The organism is Curtobacterium pusillum (genome assembly GCF_007680845.1).
In the GTDB taxonomy this organism is placed as follows: Bacteria; Actinomycetota; Actinomycetes; order Actinomycetales; family Microbacteriaceae; genus Curtobacterium; species Curtobacterium pusillum_B.
In genome coordinates this window covers 107837-128948 of sequence record NZ_VEIY01000007.1, presented here as the reverse complement: position 1 = coordinate 128948, position 21112 = coordinate 107837, and the positions used below count along the sequence as shown (strand labels likewise).

Annotated in this window: 18 protein-coding genes; 4 read left to right on the top strand and 14 right to left on the bottom strand. The window is 72.4% G+C overall.

Going from position 1 to position 21112, the window contains the following annotated elements:
• The first annotated feature begins 31 nt into the window (after positions 1–31).
• Entirely contained in the window at positions 32–1918 is a 1887-nt protein-coding gene (locus tag FS825_RS14990; protein ID WP_395886328.1) for an AMP-dependent synthetase/ligase, read from the top strand.
• 107 nt (positions 1919–2025) lie between these two features.
• On the opposite strand, the gene FS825_RS19015 is transcribed toward FS825_RS14990, so the two are convergent.
• The 3 genes from FS825_RS19015 to FS825_RS14980 form a co-directional block, all read right to left on the bottom strand.
• On the bottom strand, positions 2026–2157 hold the full coding sequence (locus FS825_RS19015; protein WP_260981244.1) for a hypothetical protein: 132 nt from the start codon (positions 2155–2157) through the stop codon (positions 2026–2028).
• Positions 2158–2255: 98 nt separating this feature from the next.
• Positions 2256–2759, bottom strand: coding sequence for a peptide deformylase (locus tag FS825_RS14985; protein WP_144714447.1), 504 nt, complete (start codon positions 2757–2759; stop codon positions 2256–2258).
• Between the two features lies 1 nt (position 2760).
• Complete coding sequence (locus tag FS825_RS14980) at positions 2761–6171, bottom strand: pyruvate carboxylase (protein WP_144714444.1); 3411 nt, start codon at positions 6169–6171, stop codon at positions 2761–2763.
• Between the two features lie 60 nt (positions 6172–6231).
• Between FS825_RS14980 and FS825_RS14975 the strand changes: the two genes are divergently transcribed.
• Complete coding sequence (locus FS825_RS14975; protein WP_070418636.1) at positions 6232–7044, top strand: ParA family protein; 813 nt, start codon at positions 6232–6234, stop codon at positions 7042–7044.
• A 431-nt stretch (positions 7045–7475) separates the two neighbouring features.
• On the opposite strand, the gene FS825_RS14970 is transcribed toward FS825_RS14975, so the two are convergent.
• From FS825_RS14970 to FS825_RS14940, 7 genes are all read right to left on the bottom strand, one after another.
• Positions 7476–8036 carry a MerR family transcriptional regulator gene (locus FS825_RS14970; protein ID WP_144714441.1) on the bottom strand — a complete coding sequence of 187 codons (561 nt, stop codon included), beginning with the start codon at positions 8034–8036 and terminating at the stop codon, positions 7476–7478.
• 181 nt (positions 8037–8217) lie between these two features.
• Positions 8218–8922, bottom strand: a complete 705-nt coding sequence (gene ftsR, locus FS825_RS14965; RefSeq protein ID WP_144714438.1) for a transcriptional regulator FtsR — start codon at positions 8920–8922, stop codon at positions 8218–8220.
• Complete coding sequence (locus FS825_RS14960; RefSeq protein WP_144714435.1) at positions 8922–9401, bottom strand: FHA domain-containing protein; 480 nt, start codon at positions 9399–9401, stop codon at positions 8922–8924. The genes ftsR and FS825_RS14960 overlap by 1 nt, the downstream gene beginning before the upstream one ends.
• 169 nt (positions 9402–9570) lie before the next feature.
• Complete coding sequence (locus FS825_RS14955) at positions 9571–11124, bottom strand: chitinase (RefSeq protein ID WP_144714432.1); 1554 nt, start codon at positions 11122–11124, stop codon at positions 9571–9573.
• On the bottom strand, positions 11124–13562 hold the full coding sequence (locus FS825_RS14950) for a glycosyltransferase family 2 protein (protein WP_144714429.1): 2439 nt from the start codon (positions 13560–13562) through the stop codon (positions 11124–11126). The genes FS825_RS14955 and FS825_RS14950 overlap by 1 nt, the downstream gene beginning before the upstream one ends.
• Before the next feature lie 553 nt (positions 13563–14115).
• Entirely contained in the window at positions 14116–15096 is a 981-nt protein-coding gene (locus FS825_RS14945; protein ID WP_144714426.1) for a FecCD family ABC transporter permease, read from the bottom strand.
• Positions 15093–16127, bottom strand: a complete 1035-nt coding sequence (locus tag FS825_RS14940; protein WP_144714423.1) for a FecCD family ABC transporter permease — start codon at positions 16125–16127, stop codon at positions 15093–15095. The genes FS825_RS14945 and FS825_RS14940 overlap by 4 nt, the downstream gene beginning before the upstream one ends.
• A 159-nt stretch (positions 16128–16286) precedes the next feature.
• Here FS825_RS14940 and FS825_RS14935 point away from each other — a divergent pair, with 159 nt between their 5' ends.
• Complete coding sequence (locus FS825_RS14935) at positions 16287–17765, top strand: trypsin-like peptidase domain-containing protein (RefSeq protein WP_260981238.1); 1479 nt, start codon at positions 16287–16289, stop codon at positions 17763–17765.
• A gap of 10 nt (positions 17766–17775) precedes the next feature.
• On the opposite strand, the gene FS825_RS14930 is transcribed toward FS825_RS14935, so the two are convergent.
• Together FS825_RS14930 and FS825_RS14925 are read right to left on the bottom strand one after the other, a co-directional pair.
• Positions 17776–18942, bottom strand: a complete 1167-nt coding sequence (locus FS825_RS14930; RefSeq protein WP_144714420.1) for a hypothetical protein — start codon at positions 18940–18942, stop codon at positions 17776–17778.
• A gap of 89 nt (positions 18943–19031) precedes the next feature.
• Complete coding sequence (locus tag FS825_RS14925) at positions 19032–19292, bottom strand: hypothetical protein (protein ID WP_260981235.1); 261 nt, start codon at positions 19290–19292, stop codon at positions 19032–19034.
• Between the two features lie 38 nt (positions 19293–19330).
• Between FS825_RS14925 and FS825_RS14920 the strand changes: the two genes are divergently transcribed.
• Positions 19331–19693, top strand: a complete 363-nt coding sequence (locus tag FS825_RS14920; protein ID WP_133520299.1) for an RNA-binding S4 domain-containing protein — start codon at positions 19331–19333, stop codon at positions 19691–19693.
• Between the two features lie 12 nt (positions 19694–19705).
• Here the strand turns inward: FS825_RS14920 and FS825_RS14915 are convergent, their stop codons facing one another.
• Positions 19706–20077, bottom strand: a complete 372-nt coding sequence (locus FS825_RS14915; RefSeq protein ID WP_186377268.1) for a hypothetical protein — start codon at positions 20075–20077, stop codon at positions 19706–19708.
• On the bottom strand, positions 20077–21030 hold the full coding sequence (locus FS825_RS14910) for a J domain-containing protein (protein ID WP_144714417.1): 954 nt from the start codon (positions 21028–21030) through the stop codon (positions 20077–20079). The genes FS825_RS14915 and FS825_RS14910 overlap by 1 nt, the downstream gene beginning before the upstream one ends.
• Between the last annotated feature and the right edge of the window lie 82 nt (positions 21031–21112).

The window sequence follows — 21112 nt, the reverse complement described above, 5'->3', positions numbered from 1 at the left end:
CACGTCCTATGCTGGCGGTGTCGCCTCGACGATGAGGCACACTCGAATCGAACCGGCCGACAAGGGAGTCACCGTGAACGATCAGCGGCACCCAACCCCGATCACCGCACCCGACCACGGCTCAGCCGCGCGACTGCTCGCCGAGCGGGCCCGGCTGACCCCGGACCGCCCCGTCCTGGCCGAGCGCCACGGCGAGACCTGGACGCCGATCACGGCCGCCGACACGCTGGCGCGGGTCCGCGGCATCGCGAAGGGCTTCGTCGCCGCCGGCCTCGAACCGGGGGCGCACGTCGCGATCCTGTCCCGCACGCGCCTGGAGTGGACGCTCGTCGACTTCGCGGTGTGGACCGCCGGCCTCGTGTCGATCCCGGTGTACGAGACCAGCTCGGCCGACCAGGTGCGCTGGATCCTGTCCGACTCGGAGGCGGTCGCCATCGTCGTCGAGCAGGAGGAGCACGCCCGCCGGGTCGCGAGCATCGCCCCGGACCTGCCCCACCTCGGCCAGCACTGGACCATCGACGGCGGTGGCCTCGACGACCTCACCCGGCTCGGCGAGGACGTCACGGACGCCGAGCTCGACGCCCGCACCGCCGAGGTGCACGGCCACGACGACGCGACGATCATCTACACCTCGGGCACCACCGGTCGCCCGAAGGGGTGCGTGCTCCGGCACGACAACTTCACCGGCACGGTCGAGGGTGCCTCGGAGGCGATGCCCGAGGTCGTCGCGGACGACGCCTCGACGCTGCTGTTCATCCCGATGGCGCACGTCTTCGCGCGGTTCATCGCGGTGATGTCGATCTCCGCCGGGGTCCTCGTCGGGCACGAGCCGGACACCAAGGACCTCATGCACGCGGTGTCGACGTTCAAGCCGTCGTTCCTCCTCGCCGTCCCGCGGGTGTTCGAGAAGATCTACAACTCGGCGGAGCAGAAGGCCGACCTCGGCGGACGGGGCCGGATCTTCCGCGCCGCCGCCCGGACGGCGGTCGCGCACTCCGAGGCGCTGGCGGCCGGCAAGGTGCCGCTCGGGCTCGCGCTGCGCTTCAAGCTCTTCGACCGGCTCGTCTACGCCAAGCTGCGCGACGCGATGGGCGGCCGGGTCCGCTACGCCGTCAGCGGGTCGGCGCCGCTCTCCCCGCGCTTGTCGCACTTCTTCCGCTCGGTCGGCGTGCTCATCCTCGAGGGCTACGGCCTCACCGAGACCACCGCCCCCGCGACCGTGAACCGTGCGGGCGAACTCCGCATCGGCAGCGTCGGTCGGGCCCTGCCCGGTGTCGAGATCCGGATCGCGGACGACGACGAGATCCTCATCCGCGGCGTGGACGTCTTCGACCGGTACTGGCGGAACGACGCCGCGACCGAGAAGGCGCAGGTCGACGGCTGGTTCCACACCGGCGACCTCGGTCGGCTCGACGCGGACGGGGTCCTCACCGTCACGGGGCGCGCGAAGGAGCTCATCGTCACCGCGAGCGGCAAGAACGTCGCCCCGGCCCCGCTCGAGGACGGCATCCGCGAGCACCCGCTCGTCGGCCAGGTCGTCGTCGTCGGCGAGGGCAAGCCGTTCGTCGCCGCACTCGTCACGCTCGACCGCGAGATGCTCGCCGGCTGGTGCGAGACCCGCGGCATCACCCCGGCGCTCTCCGCGCACGAGGCCGCGTACGACGAGCGCGTCCACCAGGCCGTGCAGGAGGCCATCGACGCCGCCAACCAGCGCGTCTCCCGCGCCGAGTCGGTGCGGTCGTTCACGATCATCGACACGGAGTTCACCGAGGCGTCGGGGCACCTCACGCCGAAGCTCACGATCAAGCGCCCGGTGATCATGCGGGACTTCGCCGCGGACGTGGAGCACATCTACTCGGGCTCGAAGGTCCAGACCACCGCGACGCCCGTCGTGGAGGGGCGCCGACGACGCGGCTGACGTCCGTCAGGAGAGGCGACCGCCTGGAGGCCCGGATCACGTCCCAGGGACGTGATCCGGGCCTCCAGGCGGTTGCGGCTGCGCGCGGGGCGCGACCCGCTGTCGGGTCAGCGCTCCGGTGTCTGCTGCGCGTCCGGGGCGTCGAGGGCGGCGGTCGCGCCGGTCGTGACGGGGGCCTCGGCGGGACGCCGGTTCGTGCGGGTGCGATGCGAGCTGAGCTCGTCGTTCTGAGGGGTCATGCTGGGTGTCCTGGGGTGTGGGAGACGGCGTCGGTGGGAAACCGACGGCTGTACGGTACCTCTTCGTCAGGACAAAGCGACAATCCCCCGTGGGGGTGTCAGTGGAACCAGTCCTGGGCGCGGATGTCCCGGAGGGCCTGCCGGCGGATCTCGGGGTCGAGCGTCATGACGTAGACGGTGCCGTCGAGGTGGTCGACCTCGTGCTGCAACGCCTCGGCCATGAGTCCTGTTCCCTCGAGGACGACCTCGTTCCCGTCGACGTCGACACCGCGCACCTTGGCGTACGGGGAGCGGCGGGTGGGGTAGGCGAGACCGGGGACCGAGAGGCAGCCCTCGTCCATCAGCTCCGGCTCCCCCGAGACCTCGACGACCTCCGGGTTGAGGACGTAGCCGACCTCGCCGTCGACGTTGTACGAGAACGCGCGGAGGCCGACGCCGATCTGGGGAGCGGCGACGCCGGCGCGACCGGGCTCCTTGACGGTGTCGACGAGGTCCTGGACGAGGTCGCGGACACCCTGGCTCCCCAGCGCCTCGGGGCGGATCGGGTCGGCGGGCGACCGGAGGACGGGGTCGCCGAACAGGCGGATGGGACGGACGGTCACGTTACTGCAGCACCACCAGGAGGTCGCCGGCGTCCACCTGCTGGGTCACCGGGATCGCGAGACGGCCGACGGTGCCCGACACGGGCGCCGTGATGGCCGCTTCCATCTTCATCGCCTCGATGCTCGCCACGGCCGCTCCGGCCTCGACGACGTCACCGACGGCGACCTTGAGCGTCACGACGCCGGAGAACGGCGCGGCGACGTGCTTCGGGTCGGTCTTGTCGGCCTTCTCGGCCGCCTTCGTCTCGACCTCGACCGAACGGTCGCGGACGGCGACCGGGCGGAGCTGGCCGTTCATCGTCGCCATGACCGTGCGGATGCCGCGCTCGTCCACCTCGCCGATCGCCTCGAGCCCGACGAACAGGTCGACGCCCTTGCCGAGCGGCACGATGTGCTCCTGCCCGGGGCGGAGCCCGTAGAGGTAGTCGGTCGTCGGCAGGACGGAGAGGTCGCCGTACTGCTCACGGACGCTCTCGAACTGCTTCGTCGGCTGCGGGAAGAGCAGGCGGTTGAGGGCCTGTTGCCGCCCCTTGCCGGGCGTGCTGAGGTGCTCGCGTTCGGCGTCCGGCACCGGGGTGATCTCGAGCCGGACGTCGCGGCCCTCGAGCACCTTCGAGCGGAACGGCTCGGGCCAGCCGCCGGGGAGGTCCCCGAGCTCGCCGGCCATGAAGCCGACCACGGAGTCCGGGATGTCGTACTTCTGCGGGTTCTGCTCGAAGTCCACCGGGTCGGCGTCGACCGCGGCGAGCTGCAGGGCGAGGTCGCCGACCACCTTCGAGGACGGCGTGACCTTCGTGGGACGGCCGAGGATCCGGTTCGCCTCGGCGTACCAGTCCTCGACCTGCTCGAAGCGGTCGCCGAGCCCGAGCGCGATGGCCTGCTGCCGGAGGTTCGACAGCTGCCCGCCCGGGATCTCGTGGTGGTAGACGCGGCCGGTCGGACCGGGCAGGCCGGACTCGAAGGGCGCGTAGGCGCGGCGGACGGCCTCCCAGTAGGGCTCGAGGTCGCCGACCGCGGTCAGCGAGAGGCCGGTGTCGCGCTCGGTGTGCGCCAGGGCGGCGACGAGCGCGGACATGCTCGGCTGGCTCGTGGTGCCGGCCATCGGTGCCGCGGCGACGTCCACCGCGTCGGCCCCGGCGCGTGCGGCGGCGAGGAGCGTCGCGAGCTGACCGCCCCCGGTGTCGTGCGTGTGCACGTGCACCGGCTGGTCGAAGCGCTCGCGGAGCGCCGTGACCAGCTTCTCGGCCGCGCCGGCGCGGAGGAGCCCGGCCATGTCCTTGATGCCGATGACGTGCGCACCGGCCTCGACCATCTGCTCCGCGAGGCGGAGGTAGTAGTCGAGCGTGTAGAGCTGCTCCGACGGGTCGAGGAGGTCGGCGGTGTAGCAGAGCGCCGCTTCGGCGACGGCCGTGTCGGTCGCGAGCACCGCCTCCAGGGCCGGCCGCAACTGGCTGACGTCGTTGAGCGCGTCGAACACGCGGAAGACGTCGACGCCGCTCTGTGCCGCCTCGGCGACGAAGGCGTCCGTGACCTCGGTGGGGTACGGGGTGTACCCGACCGTGTTGCGGCCGCGCAGCAGCATCTGGATCGGGATGTTCGGCATCGCCTCGCGCAGGGACGCCAGGCGCTCCCACGGGTCCTCGCCGAGGAACCGGAGCGCGACGTCGTAGGTGGCGCCGCCCCACGCCTCCATGCTGAGCAGCTGCGGGGTGAGCCGGGCGACGTGCGGGGCGACCGCGACGAGGTCCTTCGTGCGGACGCGGGTGGCGAGGAGCGACTGGTGCGCGTCGCGCATCGTGGTCTCGGTGACGGCGAGGGCGGTCTGCTCGCGGAGGGCCTTCGCCCACTCGGCCGGCCCGATCTCGAGCAGCCGGTCGCGCTGCCCCAGCGGCGGCCCGCTCGTCAGGTCCACTGCCGGGAGCTTCTCACTCGGCTCGACGGTCTGCGGACGCCGTTCGCCGTTCGGCTTGTTCACCGTGACGTCGGCGAGCCAGTTGAGGACCTTCGTGCCGCGGTCCTTCGAGACGTGGCCGCCGAACAGCTGCGGGCGCTCCTCGATGAACTTCGTCGAGACGTCGCCGCGGTCGAAGTCGGGGTCCTCGAGCACGGCCTGGAGGAACGGGATGTTCGTGGACACACCGCGGATGCGGAACTCGGCGAGGGCACGCTTCGCCCGGGCCACGGCCGCCGGGAAGTCCCGGCCGCGGCAGGTCATCTTCGCGAGCATCGAGTCGAAGTGCGGGCTGATCTGCGCGCCGGTCGCGACGGTGCCGCCGTCGAGTCGGACGCCCGCGCCGCCGGGGCTGCGGTACGTCGTGATGCGGCCGGTGTCCGGTCGGAAGCCCTGCGTCGGGTCCTCGGTGGTGATGCGGGTCTGGAGCGCGGCACCGTGCACCGCGACGGTGTCCTGCGAGAGGCCGAGGTCGGCGAGGGTCTGCCCGGCGGCGATGCGCATCTGCGACTGCACGAGGTCGACGTCGGTCACTTCCTCGGTGACGGTGTGCTCGACCTGGATGCGCGGGTTCATCTCGATGAAGACGTGCTGGCCCGCTCGTTCGCCCTCGGTGTCGAGGAGGAACTCGACCGTGCCGGCGTTGACGTAGCCGATCGAGCGGGCGAAGGCGACGGCGTCGCGGTGCAGGGCTGCCGCGATGGCCGGGTCGAGGTTCGGCGCCGGGGCGATCTCGACGACCTTCTGGTTGCGGCGCTGCACCGAGCAGTCGCGCTCGAACAGGTGGATCGTGCCCTCGTCCGTGCCCGTGGCGTCGGCGAGGATCTGGACCTCGATGTGGCGCGGCCGGATGACGGCCTGCTCGAGGAACATCGTCGGGTCGCCGAAGGCGCTGTCGGCCTCGCGCATCGCCTCTTCCAGCGCGGCGCGCAGCTCCGGCTTCGTCTCCACACGGCGCATCCCGCGACCGCCGCCACCGGCGACGGCCTTCGCGAACACCGGGAAGCCGACCGCGTCCGCGCCGGCGACGAGCTCGTCGATGTCCCGGCTCGCCGGGGTGCTGGCGAGGACCGGGACGCCGGCCGCGACCGCGTGCTCCTTCGCGGTGACCTTGTTGCCCGCCATCTCGAGCACGTGCTCGCCCGGCCCGATGAAAGTGATCCCGGCAGCGGCGGCAGCGGCGGCGAGCTCCGGGTTCTCGGACAGGAAGCCGTAGCCCGGGTAGATCGCGTCGGCGCCGGACTCCTTCGCCACGCGGACGATCTCCGAGACGTCGAGGTACGCCCGGACGGGGTGCCCCCGCTCCCCGATCAGGTAGGCCTCGTCCGCCTTGAGCCGGTGCAGGGAGCCGCGGTCCTCGTACGGGTAGACGGCGACCGTCCGGGCCCCCAGTTCGTACGCCGCACGGAATGCACGGATCGCGATCTCGCCACGATTGGCGACCAGGATCTTGTTGAACACGAGGTCCCTTTCAGCCCGGGTTGAGGTGACACAACCCTAGTGGCGGTAACGTGGCTCACCGTGCATGTACTCAGCGTGAGCTCCCTCAAGGGTGGTGTCGGCAAGACGACGGTGACGCTCGGCCTGACTTCGGCCGCGTTCGCCAAGGGACTGCGCACGCTGGTGGTGGATCTCGACCCGCAGTCGGACGTCTCGACCGGGCTCGACATCAACATCTCCGGCCACCTCAACGTGGCCGACGTGCTCGAGAACCCGAAGGAGAAGATCGTCCGCCAGGCGATCGCCCCGTCCGGGTGGACGAAGGGCTCCCAGGGCAAGATCGACGTCATGGTCGGGTCCCCCTCGGCCATCAACTTCGACGGCCCGCACCCCTCGATCCGCGACATCTGGAAGCTCGAGGAGGCCCTGGCCAACGTCGAGCAGGACTACGACCTCGTGCTCATCGACTGCGCGCCGTCGCTCAACGCGCTCACCCGCACCGCTTGGGCCGCGTCCGACCGGGTGACCGTCGTCACCGAGCCAGGGCTGTTCTCCGTGGCCGCTGCCGACCGGGCCCTACGCGCGATCGAGGAGATCCGTCGCGGGCTCTCCCCCCGCCTGCAGCCGCTCGGCATCATCGTGAACCGGGCGCGGGTGCAGTCGCTCGAGCACCAGTTCCGCATCAAGGAGCTCCGGGACATGTTCGGTCCGCTCGTGCTCTCGCCGCAGCTGCCCGAGCGCACGTCGTTGCAGCAGGCGCAGGGTGCGGCGAAGCCCCTGCACGTGTGGCCGGGTGAGTCGGCGCAGGAGATGGCGAAGAACTTCGACCAGTTGCTCGAGCGGATCATGCGCACGGGCAAGATCGGCCCGTACGCCGAGGGCGGCGCCGCGTAGGAGCGCGGCTCGCCGCCGTTTCGCCGACCGGGCACTTTCCGTCACGGTCGAGCGCGCCGGACGGCCCGTTCCGCCCGCTCGACGATGCGCACGCGGCGTGTCTTGACCGCTCGGCGCCGAGAGCTTCCGCGGTGGAGGCCGAGTACGCACCGTGAGCGACGACGAGGCGTTCCGCGGGGTGGAACGGACGGGCGCTCGTCGACCCGGTGTGCCGAGTCTCGGTCGAGCCCGGGCGATCAGCGGGCCCCGTCGGAGCGGTGATCACCCCCGCCGGGGCGCCGCGAACGGGCACGACACGCCGCGTGCACGCCGCCGAGCGGGCGGAAGTCGTCGCCGGGGAGCGCCGAGCGTGACAGATTTCGCCCGCTCGGGGGCACGGCCGGCCGGCCCGGCGGGCGGGCGCGCCAGCGCCCGGCGGGCGCGCCGGCGCCCTAGGACGCGCGCGTCGCGCGCCGCGCGGCCAGCTCGTCGTCGGGGTCGGCCGCCGGCGTCGCGTCGAGTTCCACGAGGGACGTCTCGACCTCCCGCAGGACCTTCCCCACCGCGATGCCGAACACGCCCTGCCCGCGGGACACCAGGTCGATGACCTCGTCGTCGGAAGTGCAGAGGTACACCGAGGCACCGTCGGACATCAGCGTCGTCTGGGCGAGGTCGGACACCCCGGACTCACGCAGCTGGTTCACCGCGGTGCGGATCTGCTGCAGCGAGATGCCGGTGTCGAGGAGCCGCTTGACGAGCTTGAGCACGAGGATGTCGCGGAAGCCGTACAGCCGCTGCGACCCGGACCCGGCAGCGCCACGGATCGTCGGCTGGACGAGCTCGGTGCGTGCCCAGTAGTCGAGCTGGCGGTAGGAGATGCCAGCAGCACGGGCAGCGACGGTGCCGCGGTACCCGTTCTGCTCGTCGTGCTCGGGCAGACCGTCGGTGAAGAGCAGCCCGAGGTCGTACCGGGTCGTCTCCGACTCGGTCCCGGGGGTGTCGTTCCCACTCATCAGGCTGCCTTCCACGACGATCGAGCTCTCATCCGAAGGTTCAACGACGGGTTGAGAGTTGTTCCGAGGTCCACGGTAGCGACTCGGACCGCTCCGGCGCGGGACATCCGACTCGGCGCGTCCGGCGTGTCGAGGATACGCCCGAGGACCGACACCCCACCAGTCCGATGGACGACGGAGATCATGCGTCGAGACGCCCGATCGCCGTGCGGATCAGGGTCGACCGGATCACCTCGAGGTGGCCGGCGATCTCCCGCGCGAGCTCCGTCGCCTTCGCCCGGGACGTGGCGTCACCGCGCCGCGAGACGGGCATGAGCGCCGACTCGATGAGCCCGACCTCACGCTCGGCGACGGTGCGCATCGTGCGGAGGTGGCGCGGCTCGATGCCGGTGCGCTGGAGCTCGACGAGCGCCTTGAGCACGCCGACGGCGTCGTCGCCGTACGTGTCCGACGCGGGGAGCAGCGAGGCGGAGACGGCGTCGGCGAGGAGCATCGGCGTCGCGCCGGCGGCACGGACCGTCTCGTCGCGGGTGTACCGCCGTTCACGCCCGAGGATCGAGGGCTTCGGGGCGTCCCCACCGCCGGGCAGCACGGGGTCGCGCCCGGCGTCGAGGTCGGCGAGGTAGTCCTTGATGACCTTGAGCGGGAGGTAGTGGTCACGCTGCAGTCCGAGGATCACCCGGAGCCGGTCGAGGTCCGCCGCCGAGAACTTGCGGTACCCGCTCGCCGTGCGGACGGGCGTGACGAGCTCGCGTTCTTCGAGGAAGCGGAGCTTCGAGCTCGACAGGTCCGGGAACTCCGGTTTGAGGCGTGCGAGGACCTGCCCGATCGTGAGCAGGTCCGGGACCGCGGACCCCGCCCGGGCCGCGGCGGACCGTGCGGCCACTACGCGTTCGCCAGGCGCGCCAGGTCGACCCGGGAGGCGTAGAAGGTGAGCCGGAACTTGCCGACCTGCACCTCGGACCCGTCGGTGAGCAGGGCTTCGTCGATGCGAGCCCCGTCGAAGTAGGTGCCGTTCAGCGACGCGTTGTCCTTCACGGTGAAGGCCGTGCCGTGCCGGAGGAACTCGGCGTGCTTCCGCGAGACCGTGACGTCGTCGAGGAAGATGTCGGCGTCGGGGTGGCGTCCGGCCGTGGTGACGTCCGAGTCGAGCAGGAACCGCGCCCCGACGTTCGGACCACGACGGACGACGAGCAGCGCCGATCCCGAGGGCAGGGCGTTGATCGCCTCACGCTCTTCGGCGGACACACCGGACTCGGCGGTGAGCGCCGCCCCCATGTCCATGCTGAAGGTCAGTGTGGTGTCGACCAGCCGCTGCTCAGGGGTCTTCTGACCGTCCGGCTGCGGGACCACTGGATCTGGCATCGTGGACCTCCTCCTCTTGGCGCACCAGCGTATCGGAAACGAGTGACTCCGCGGGAGCCCCGAACGGGGTCGGGGAGAACGCGTACAGCGAACGTACCGGGAACATGTCGCGAACGTGGTGCTGACGGACTGGAGGCACGGTGCCAGCTGGCACCGCGCCTCCAGTCCGTCACCCGGCCGCGTCCTGCAGGATCTGCTTGATCTCGGCGTCCTTGAGCCGCACCCAGGGCGACCCGTCCGGGTCGCTGGTGGAGGCCTCCGGGCTGTCGCCCGTGTTCCACCACTTCGCCCGGTACGGCACCCCGTCGAACAGGACCCGCGTGCCGGTGTCGTACTGCTTCGTCCCGGACCACTCCTCGTACGTCCCGGCCGGCAGGGTGAGCTGCGCGACGGGCTTCTCGCCCTTCAGTACAGGACCGACGAGCTGCCACGGCGTCTCGTACGCGCTGAGCACCGGGTCGTCGGGCAGGTCGCCGGAGGTCCACCACTTCGCCTCGTAGACGTTGTGGTGCCAGACGATCTTGGTGCCCTCGAGGTACGACGCGTCCGTGCTCCAGACCGGGTACGGGCTGGTCTTCGGGTCGTCGGTGGGCTGCACGGTCGCGGACGGCTCCGCGGTCGTGACGTCCGACGCGGCGGCGAGGACGCCTCCGGTGAAGCCCTTGCCGAGGACGTCCGCGTACAGCACCCCGCCCTGGTCGACCCCGGAGCAGGAGTCCGACACGGTGGACAGGTTCACGTAGTTCGTCCCGCACGTGGTGTCGCGGTTGAGCGACCACATCGACATCCGGCCGAGCCCGCGGTCACGCGCCCACGTGTTGAGCTCCTTCGCGTCGGCGAGGGTGAAGACCTCGTCCTGCACGTCGTTCTGGCCGATCATCGGGGTCGCGCCGGTCTTGTGCCACAGGGTCGCATCGGAGAGCGGCGTCCCGGCGCGCTGGTACAGGACGCCGAGCTGACGGTGCACCTCCTGCAGGGTCTGGACCGAGGCGGAGTACATGCTCTGGCTCGCGCCCTTGCCGTCCCCGTAGTCCATCGTCATCGCGTTCACCCCGGCGAGGTCGACCCCGGCCTTGAGGAACTGCGCGACCGCGGTCGTGCCGTCGCTCGTGAGCCCCGACGGCGCGGCCGGCAGCGTCAGCCACACGGCGAGCGGGTGCCCCGCGGCACGTCGCTCGTCCTGCAGCTCCTTCACGGCGGCAGCCCGACGCTGACCCGCGGCGTGGTTCGTGAGGTCGTCGCCCTCGACGTCGTAGTCGACCGTGCTGACGTCGTAGCGGTCCACGACCTTCGCGTACGCGCTCACCAGATCAGAGGTGTCCGTGCAGGTCGTGGCGAGCTCGTCGTTCGTGAGGCCGCCGAAGGACACGCCGACCGCACCCTTCTGCTGCTGCAACCGGGCGATGCGCCGGTCGAGGTCGAGCTGGTCCGACGCACCCTGCAGCGAGTAGTACGAGCCCCACGTCGGGGTGCACGCGGCGTCGTGGTCGGCGACGACGAAGGAGAGCATGACGTCGCGGCCCTTGGCGGACTTGACGTCCTCGAACGCGAACGTCGGGGTGACGGTCACGTCCGTGTAGGCGGCGAACCAGGACTTCTCGGTCTCGGCGGCCTGGGCGGACTGCCAGCGGTCGAACCCGGCGTAGCCGGCGACGGCCACGGCCGCGGTCAGCACGACCGCGAGGCCGACCCGGATCGGGGACAGGCGTCTGGTGGTGGACATCAGGCGGCGCTCCGCTCGTCGGTGCTCGTGGTGGGGAGGGTGGGGACGGACGTCGTCACGACCGTCGCTCCGACGACGTCGGCGCCGTGCCGCACCGGCATCGCCGCGCCGCGGTGGCCGAAGTAGAGGACGGCGCGCCAGTCCTCGCTCACCGGCACCGGCACCGGCTCGGGCGCCAGGCCCTTGCGCTGGTCGCGCCGGGCGACCCGGCGCGCGTGGCTAGCGACCCGGCGCGCGTGGCGGGCGGTCCGACGTGCGCGGCGCGCCGACGGGTCGTAGTACATCCACGCGGTCGCCCAGATCCACACGTCGACGATCGAGTTCCAGACGCCGATGTAGGCGACGATGGCGTACGTCGCGAGCAGGGCGTTGAAGGCCGCGAAGACGGCGTTGCCCCAGTTCTGCGCGCCGAAGTCGCGGGCGAAGGTGAAGACGGAGAAGACGACGATCGCGTACGGCGCGAGGACGTACAGCGCCGGCGAGGCGGTGCGGTCCCGGACCTTCGGCGTGCGGGCGAACGGGATCTTCTTCGCCGTGAGCGCCTGCTGGATGCTCTTCAGCACGCCCGCGACGTTCACCGGCATGAGGATGAGATTGAACCCGTAGATCCGGCACACGTCCGTGCGCTTGTACCCGCAGTACTCCAGGTCGCTCGAGAGGAGCCAGAAGTAGGGCAGCGCGGCGAGGAGCACCATCGGGCTGAGGAGCCTGGAGTCGTACGGGTAGGCCAGCAGGAAGATCAGGCCGAACGAGGCCCACGCGATCGACGCCATGTAGTTGACGCGGAGGGACATCTCGACGATGCCGACCCGCTCCCCGCGAGCCCGACGCTCGCGGACCTGGCGGATGTACTTCGGCAGGATGAGGAGCCCACCGTTGGCCCAGCGGCGGCGCTGCACGATGAGCGACCCGAAGTCCGGCGGCGTCGCGCTGTAGGACAGGCGCTCCGGGTAGTTCACGAGCGTCCAGCCGTGCATGCCGAGGTCCACGCTCGACTCGGTGTCCTCGATGACCGTGCGGTCCTGCACGTAGCGCTTCACCTCGAAGCCGCCGACGGTCTCGACCTCCTCGATGTCACGGAGTGCCCGGGTGCGGATGACCGCGTTCGCGCCGACCCAGAACGTCGCGTTGTGGCGGGACATGCCCTGGTGGAGGATGTGCTGGATGTCGGTGGTCGCACCGGCGAGCCGCTCGATCCGGGTGGCCGCGCCGCGGAACGACGAGTACGGCGTCTGCGTCACCGCGACCCGGGCGTTCTCCGGCTGCTCGAGGAAGTAGACCAGGCGCAGGCAGTAGTCGCGCAGCAGCACCGAGTCGGCGTCGAGCGTGAGGATGTAGTCCGACGCCGGGACGACGAGATCGGCCGTCGCGGGGTCGGACACCGTGCGGAGGATCGTGCCGGACGCGGTCTCCTCGAACGCGTACGCACCGCCGAGCAGCCCGATGTAGGCGTTGAGGTTCATCGCCTTGTTCGCCTCGTCCGACAGGTTCGCGAAGCGCTTCCGCTCGAACGTCGTGATCTCGGCCGTGAACGTCCACGCCAGGCGGCGCTGCAGCTCGAGCGCCCGCGCCGAGGTGATCTCGGTGAAGGACTGCCCGGCGTGGACGGCGTCGACGATCGCGGCCTCGAGCGCCTCGGAGGTCAGGCGGAACTCGTCCGCCAGGCCGACCAGCACCTGGTCGTGGAAGAAGTGGTCGACGTGGTCGAGGACCTCGTGCTCGCGGGCGTGCCGGCGGAGCCAGGCGTCGGCCCAGCGGTGGTGCTCGACGAGTGTGCGGAGGGCGTCCACGCTCGCCATCGGTGCGGACGACGCCTCGACCTCGGCCGAGAGCAGCGCCTCCTGGAACCGCTGCGACGGTGCCGCGAGCTGCCGCTGGATCGTCGACGCGACGGCACGGGTCCGCTCGAGCTTGTCGCGGGTCTCCGGGTCGGTCGGGAACGGGGCGTCGTCCACGAGCAGCACCACCCGCAGCGACGGGTACTCCTGCAGCGCGGCCGACCACAGCGTGGTGGCGACGACGTCCGGCTCCTCGGCGTAGCTCGGCACGAGGACCGTCATCGGCGACTCGTGACCGGTCGCGAAGTGCCGGTCGAGCTCGGCGCGCGGGACCCGGACGTGGGTGGCGAAGCGCTCCATCGCACCCTGGCGGGCGACCAGGTGCATGAGCGCGGAGAAGGTCAGGAACGTCACCACGACGAGGTACGAGACCGCCTCGGTGGTGAACCGGAAGCTCTCGGCACCGGAATCCAGGAACTGGCGGATCACGGTGTAGACGACGTAGGCGACCCAGAACGCGATCGTGAGGATGATCGCGACGCGGCCGGACACGAGCTTCCGGTCGGAGGGGCGTTCGTGGAGGGTGTCGAGCGGGCGGGTACGACGCTCGGCGCCCCACTGGCGACGGCGCGCAGGAGCGCCGTCATGCAGATCGGGCATGACAGTCCTTCGTTCCGCTGGACCAGCGCGCCATCGGGTCGGGCACTGTCGGGGAGTCCGTGCGGTCGAGCATGAACCTATGGGGACAGACCGAGCGGTGCAGACACCCGGAAGGGGGGTTCTGGGCCTGCGGTGCGGGAAACCGCACGAAGCTGCGTGGTGCACGGTTCGCGCGTGTCGCTGGCCGTCGGGCGGGTGCGGTCGTGCGGGTGGTCGGGGCGGTCTGCCGGGAGGCGCGGCGCGGGTCCGCCCCGCCGGCCCGGTCCCGCGGGCGCGCGCGCTGGCGCGGGGCGCGCGGCGGGCAGGGCGCGCCGAGCGGGCAGAACACGCCGCTCACGTCCGCCGAGCGGGCGGAACCGGACGCCCGCGAGCGCCGAGCGGGACGGATGTTGCCCGCTCGAGAACGGCCCGCGCCGGGGGCCCGGGTGCGGCGAGGTGCGGCCGGGGCGGGCCGAGCGGGCAGGACACGCCGCTCGGGTTCGGCGAGCGGGCGGAACCGGACGCCCGCGAGCGCCGAGCGGGACGGATGTTGCCCGTTCGGCGGGCGCGCGGGTCAGCGGCCGCGGGCCAGGAGCCAGAGCAGGTACGGGGCGCCGATGACCCCCGTCACGACCCCGACCGGCAAGGCGTTGCCCGGGATCGCGAACTGGGCGATGAGGTCGCTCGCGAGCGTGATCGCCGCACCGACGGCAGCGGTCGGGCCGAGTGCGACGCGCCCCCTCCCGACGAGCCGACGGGCGATCGGCGCCGCCATGAGCGCGACGAACGACACCGGCCCCGCGGTCGCGACGGCCGCCGCGGTCAGGCACACCGCCGTGAGGAGCAGCAGCACCTTCGCCCGGTTCGGCCGCAGCCCGAGCGCCGAGGCGACCTCGTCCCCGAGGGTCAGGACGGTGAGCCGCGGGGACTGCACGACCGCCAGGACCATCAGCACGACGAAGGCGATCGCGAGCACCCCGACGAGGTTCCGGTCGACGGCGTTGAGGCTGCCCGAGAGCCAGAGGAGCGCAGTGCCCGCCTGCGTGACGGTGCCGCTGGTGAGCATCCACCCGGTGACGCTGAGGCAGATCGCCGCCACTCCGATGCCGACGAGCACGACGCGGTTGCCGGTGATCCCCCGCCGCCACGCGAGCCCGGCGACGACGAGGGAGACCACGACCGCCCCGGCGAGCACGACCGAGAACATGGTCCCGCCGCTGGCGCCGAAGAGCACGATCGCGGTCAGCCCCGAAGCGCTCGCGCCCGAGGTGATGCCGATGACGTCCGGGCTCGCGATCGGGTTCCGCACGACGCTCTGCACGATGCCCCCGGCCACGCCGAGCGATGCGCCGACGAGCACCGCGCCCGCGACCCGCGGCCCGCGGAGTTGCCCGATGACGAAGTCGGAGACCGTGTCGCCGTGCCCGACGAGCGCGCTGGCGACCTGCACGGGCGAGAGCGGGATCTCCCCCACCCCGAGCCCGACGAGCACGAGGGCGACGAGCAGGACGACGACGACGCCGAGCACGAGTCCCTCACGACGCACCGCGGTCACAGCCCCTTCACCGCCCTCGACCGCACGAGCCAGATGAACACAGGGGCGCCGATGAGCGCCGTGACGATGCCGACCTGCAGCTCCCCCGGGTACGCGACGACCCGACCGATGACGTCCGCGACGAGCAGCAGTGCCGGCGCGACGATCGCCGAGAGCAGGATCGTCCACCGGTGGTCCGGGCCGCTCAACCGCCGGACGGCGTGCGGGACGGCGAGCCCGATGAACGCGATCGGCCCGGCCGCGGCGACGGCCGACCCGGCGAGCAGGACGGTGACGAGCCCGCCGACCGCGCGGACGAGCACGACCCGCTGCCCGAGGGACGCGGCCAGCTCGTCGCCCAGCGCCAGCGTGTTGAGCGAGCGACCGAGGCCGAACGCGATCACGAGCCCGACGAGCACGGGGACGGTGATCACCCCGGCGGTCCCGAGGTCCTTCCCGGCGAGCGCGCCCACCTGCCAGAACCGCAGCTGGTCGAGCAGGCTCTGGCTCGAGACGAGGACCGCGGTCGTGATCGACGACAGTGCGGCGGCGACGACCGCTCCGGAGAGGGCGAGTCCGACGGGCGAGAGCCCGCGGCGGGCGACGGCGGCGATGCCGTAGACCAGGAGTGCGGCGAGCGCGGCGCCGACGAAGGCGAACGGCAGGTACGCGGCCGTGCCGCTGACGCCAAAGAGTGCGATGCCGGCGACGACGGCGAGCGCGGCGCCGGAGTTGATGCCGAGCACGCTGGGGTCGGCGAGCGGGTTCCTGGTGACGCCCTGCATCACGGCGCCGGCGACACCGAGCGCGGACCCGGCGAGGAGCCCGACGACGGTCCGGGGCACGCGGTTGCCGAGCACGATGAGCCTGATCTCGTCGTTCCGTCCGGGGTGCAGGACCGTGTCGAGCACCGTGCCGAGCGGGATCGGGCGGGACCCGAAGGCCACCGAGAGGGCGACCGCGACGGCGAGGACGACCACGGCCAGCACCGTCGCGCCGACGAGGCGGGACACGGAGCTGGGGGCGGGTGGTGTGGGCGACGACGAACGCATGGGAAGTGAGGCAACCCTAACGGACGGCCCCGTTCGGCGACCCCCGAGCAAGCCCTGAGCGGCCGCAGGGTCCGTTCATAGGTTCGTCATGGGAACCGGGCCTGTACTGGCATCCATCGACACCCGACCGGGTCGTCGAGGGACGACCGGAGAGCACCGATGAACGAGACCCCGAACCCCGCCGCCGACGAGAACGGCACCGCCCGCACCGACGCTGCGCAGCCGCAGGGCGGGGCCCAGCCGCAGGGCGGGGCGACGTGGGAGGCGCCGCACGCCGACCCGTCGACCCTCCGCTCGGCGTACGCGTTCGACGGCAGCGGCCCCTACCTCTACGGCCCGGACGGTTCCGGCCCGTACGCCTACGCCCCGGACGGCCGCGGGCCGTTCCTCATCGGGAGCCCGGCCCTCCCCGGCTTCCAGCACGGCTGGGCGCACAGCGCGGCCGCGGCGAACCACGGCACGAAGCGTCCGCGCCGACTCGGCCTGATGATCGGTTCGGGCATCGCGGCCCTCGCGATCGTCGGTGCTGCGGGCGGGACGGCGCTCGGCCTCTCCTCGCAGAGCACGACGACGACCTCGAGCCAGTCGCAGGGCACCACGACGACGCCGGACACCGGTTCGGGGTCGGGCACGGACAGCGGCAGCGGCACGAACGGCTTCACGGTCCCGGGTGACGGCACCGGGTCGAGCGGCAGCAGCGGCACGAGCACCGAGTCCGCCGCGACGGCAGCGACGACCGCGCAGAAGAAGGGCGTCGTGACCATCAACACCGTCCTCAACTACGACGAGTCGTCGCAGGCGGCCGGCACCGGCATGATCCTCAGCTCGAACGGCACGATCCTCACGAACAACCACGTCATCCAGGGCGCGACGAGCATCACCGTCACCGACGAGACCACCGGCAAGGAGTACAAGGCGGACGTCGTCGGGTCGGACTCCACGGACGACGTCGCGGTCCTCAAGCTCGAGAACGCGTCGGGCCTCTCCACCGTGACGCTCGACGACGACGGCGAGCCGAGCACCGGTGACACCGTGACCGACGTCGGCAACGCGGAGGGCACCGGCAACCTCGTCGCTGCCGCGGGCTCCGTCACGGCGACGGACCAGGACATCCAGGTGCAGAGCGAGTCCGGCACGGGCACGGAGTCGCTGCAGGGGCTCATCGAGATCGCGGCGAACGTGGTCTCGGGTGACTCCGGCGGTCCGGTGCTCGACAGCGAGGGCGAGGTCGTCGGCATGGCGACCGCCGCGTCCTCCGGCACCACCGACGTCACCGGGTACGCGATCCCGATCACCACGGCGAAGGCGATCGCCGAGAAGATCCTCGCGGGCGAGTCCTCGTCGACGATCACCATCGGACTCCCCGCCTTCCTCGGGGTCGAGGTCAGCAGCACGGCCACCACGACGAGCGGTGTCGCGGTCGCCGGCACGGTCGAGGGCTCCGGCGCCGCGAGCGCCGGCCTCGCCGAGGGTGACACGATCACCGCGATCGACGGCACCGCGATCTCCAGCTCGGACCAGCTGACCCAGGAGATCCAGGCGCACTCCGTCGGCGACAAGGTGACGGTGACCTACACCGACACCTCCGGCGCCTCGCACACCGTGACGGTCACCCTGACCGCCGGCCCCGCCGCCTGATCGGGAGGGTTCAGCCCAGCACCGCTCGCACCACGGAGCGGTAGACGTTGGCCGGGGAGTCCGTCGTGAAGACGGTCTCCCCGGCTTCCGTGCGTCCGACGCGGGCGAAGCCCTGCCCCTCGGCGTGCACGACGACGATCGGGTTCGGCCTGCCGGGCCGGCGCAACGTGGACACCGTCCACGGCGCACCCCAGAATCGCGCGAGACGCGGGTCCGCGGCCGCGATCGCGGCCGGCAGGTCGGGGGCGTCCGTCGCACCGCCGGTGCGAAGACCGAGCAGGTCGGCCCGGAGCGACCCCGTGCGGAACGAGAAGGTCCACGCCGGACCGATGCCGAGCCTCCCGGCCATGATCCGCACCACGTGCTCGGCCGACAGCTGCGCGATCACCGCGTCCGTCCCGTCCGCCTCGTCCGTCCCGTCGACGACGGTCTCCGACCAGGCCTGGAGGCGCGTGGCGCGCCCGTCGGGCAAGTGCTGTTCCAGCGTGACCGGCTGGGTGTCGCCCTCCCACGGACCGAGGAGGGTCTGGGTGGACTCGGGCAGCGTGCCGAGTCGGCCGACGAGCCCGGAGTCGATGAGCTCCCGGCCGGCCGTCGTCCGGAGCAGGGTCGGGTTCCACCGTCGGCCCGCGAGGCTCCGGAGCGTCGCGAGGGCATCGGTCGAGAGCCGGGTGCCGTCGAGCTCCGGTGCCGGCGCCGCGTCCGGGAGCGGCTCGAGCTCGCGCTGCACCCGGGACGGCGCGGGCTCGGTCGCGCGGACGCTGTCGAGCACGGCGAACACCGCGTCGTCGGTGTCGAGCATGCGGGCGAGGGGCCGCTCGATGGTGAGGTCGACGCGGTGCCGCCCGGTCACGAACAGCAGGTGCGCACCCGCGACGTCGCCGTCCTCGTCGGGGCGGACGTACTCGACGAGTCGAGCCGGTGCCCCGGCCGTGGTCCACGGGTCGCACCCGATGAGCCGGAGCCCGTCGACGGACCCCGGGAGCCGTTCGAGGAGGCTGGTGTGCTCCTCCGCGATGGTCCGGTCGCTCGGACGGGAGCGGACGGTGAGCACGACGTCGTCGCCGGTGACGCGCAGGTCCGCCTGTGCCGAGTCCTCGCGGCGCCACGCGTCGGGGCGGTGGAGGGTCAGGCGGGCGGTGCGGTCCTCGGTGCCGAGTGGGACGGGGACGGCCATGGGTCGAGGCTACGTCGGGGGTCGCGCGGCGGGGGTGGCGGCTCGCCGGGGTGGCGCGGGTTGGCGCTGGTCGTCCGGCTCCGACCCGGTCAGCGCGCTCGGGGGCGCGGGGCGGGCGGGGGCGGGACGGGCTTCGCGGCGACGACGTCGGCGAGCGCGAGCGCCACGGGTCCTCGGCGCGTGTCGATCGTCACGGTGTCCGCGGTCCGGGCGACGAGGACGCCGAGCGCATCGCGGGCCCCGCTGCCGTCGTGCGCGCGGACCACCAGGCGGTCGCCGAGGGCAGCCTTGCCGAGCACCCCGAGCGCGAGGGCCCGCGCGATCGCGTCCTGCCCGTGCGCGTCCGTCACCCCGCCAGCGTACGGCGGCGCCGCCCTAGAGTGTGGGGATGGCGAAGGCACGCGTGGACAGCTGGATCTGGGCGGTGCGGATCACGAAGACCCGCTCGGCTGCGACCGCCGCGTGCAAGGCCGGGCACGTCCGGGTGAACGGGGAGCGCGCGAAGCCCGCGCAGCCGATCGGCCCCGGGGACGAGGTCCGGGTCCGGCAGAACGGCTTCGACCGGATCGTCGTCGTCACCGGGATCATCCTCAAGCGGACGAGCGCCCCCGAGGCCGCGAAGCACTTCGAGGACAGGACCCCGCCGCGCCTGCCGAAGGAGGAGGCCGGCTTCGTCCCGATGCGCGAGCGCGGCGCGGGGCGACCGAGCAAGCGGGAACGCCGCGACCTCGAGAAGCTCCGCGGCTACTGACGAGCGGGCCTGCTAGCGCCGCTGCCGCTTGCCGAACGGGTCGACGACCACCTCGAACTCGGGGTCACCGTCCCACTCGACCTCGACGGGTTGCCCCGTCCACCGGGCCTCGAGGTGCCCGTCATCGTCGTCGTCGAAGCCTCGGAGCGCCGCACCGCTCGGGACCCGATCGATCGCGACGCGTCCTTCCGGACCGACCGCGTACAGCTCGACGACGCGGCCGCGGATCGTCTGGCTGGTGACGGTCCCGTGCCGGACCTCCGCGAACCGGCGAGCACCGTCCGCGGAGACCACCCCGTACTCGACGAGGTCGCCCAGCTCGACGGGCAGACCGCAACACAGGTGCTCCCACCCACCGACGACGACCACCACGGCCTCCGCCATCAGACGAAGCGGACGGTCTGCTGCAGGCGGTCGCGGACCTCGAAGACGTCGACGCTGCCCTCGGGCGACCAGACGCCGTTGAGCACCTGGCCGAGCGCGCTCCGCCGCACGACGAGCGCAGTGGGCTTCCGTGCGGACCCGACGAGCTGCACGTCCTCGTCGACCGCGGAGTCCGGCACCACGAGCAGCCGTCCGGTGAACCGGACCCTGGTCTGCTTCTGCACGGCCCGTGAGGCCCGGACGAGCTCCTTCACGGGGCGCTCCCCCGGCGCCAGCGTCTCCCCGACGATCTCGCCGTGCTCGATCCGCACCGGAGCACCCCAGTCGATCGACTCCACCGCCCAGAGGCCGCTCGGGGTGAGGACGGCGTGGTCGAGCTTGCCCTCGGACCCGGCGTCGAGGTCGTGCCACACCGTCACGCCGATGCCCATCTCGGCGACGATCGAGGCGGTGGCCTCTTCTGCCAGGGCCTCGGCGAGCAGCCGTCGGATGTGTCGGGGCGCGGAGCGGATGAGCGCGGGGTCGTACGGGTCCTCGATGGGGTCGCCCAGGCCGACCCACTCGCGTTCGGCCTGCAGGAAGACCTCACGCGACCGGCCGCCGGGGTGTCCGTGGGACCGGGCGCGGGGTCGGGAGTCGCGGCGCGCTGCCGGAGGTGCGAAGGCGTCGCGACCCGCACCGTCCCTCCAGACCGACGATCCGGAGGCCGCGGACCCGCCGGACGCTCCGGGGACCGACCCGCGGGACCCGGCGTCGTAGGCGCGGCGAGCGGCGGGGGTGCCGATGCGCTCCCAGGCGATCTGCACCTGGCGGAAGCGGCGGGCGTCGCCGCCGAGGTCGGGGTGGGACTCGCGGGCGGCGCGGCGGTAGGCGCGGCGCAGTTCGTCGTCGTCGGCGGAGGCGGGGACGCCGAGGACTTCGTACGGGGTGGCGTCGGCCGGGCTGTCGGTCATGGCCCTGCGACATTACCCGAGGGATCGTGCGGGTCCGCCGCGTGGCCGCTGGGTGGTGTCTGGGCGAACGGACGGCGGCCGA

Bases quoted from the DNA above. Each gene is read 5' to 3' on its own strand.
- FS825_RS14940 (WP_144714423.1), bottom strand. From the start codon at position 16,127: ATGCGTTCGTCGTCGCCCACACCACCCGCCCCCAGCTCCGTGTCCCGC.
- FS825_RS14990 (WP_395886328.1), top strand. From the start codon at position 32: ATGAGGCACACTCGAATCGAACCGGCCGACAAGGGAGTCACCGTGAAC.
- FS825_RS19015 (WP_260981244.1), bottom strand. From the start codon at position 2,157: ATGACCCCTCAGAACGACGAGCTCAGCTCGCATCGCACCCGCACGAAC.
- FS825_RS14935 (WP_260981238.1), top strand. From the start codon at position 16,287: ATGAACGAGACCCCGAACCCCGCCGCCGACGAGAACGGCACCGCCCGC.
- FS825_RS14920 (WP_133520299.1), top strand. From the start codon at position 19,331: ATGGCGAAGGCACGCGTGGACAGCTGGATCTGGGCGGTGCGGATCACG.
- FS825_RS14970 (WP_144714441.1), bottom strand. From the start codon at position 8,036: ATGAGTGGGAACGACACCCCCGGGACCGAGTCGGAGACGACCCGGTAC.
- FS825_RS14910 (WP_144714417.1), bottom strand. From the start codon at position 21,030: ATGACCGACAGCCCGGCCGACGCCACCCCGTACGAAGTCCTCGGCGTC.
- FS825_RS14955 (WP_144714432.1), bottom strand. From the start codon at position 11,124: ATGTCCACCACCAGACGCCTGTCCCCGATCCGGGTCGGCCTCGCGGTC.
- FS825_RS14950 (WP_144714429.1), bottom strand. From the start codon at position 13,562: ATGCCCGATCTGCATGACGGCGCTCCTGCGCGCCGTCGCCAGTGGGGC.
- FS825_RS14915 (WP_186377268.1), bottom strand. From the start codon at position 20,077: ATGGCGGAGGCCGTGGTGGTCGTCGTCGGTGGGTGGGAGCACCTGTGT.
- FS825_RS14960 (WP_144714435.1), bottom strand. From the start codon at position 9,401: ATGCCAGATCCAGTGGTCCCGCAGCCGGACGGTCAGAAGACCCCTGAG.
- FS825_RS14930 (WP_144714420.1), bottom strand. From the start codon at position 18,942: ATGGCCGTCCCCGTCCCACTCGGCACCGAGGACCGCACCGCCCGCCTG.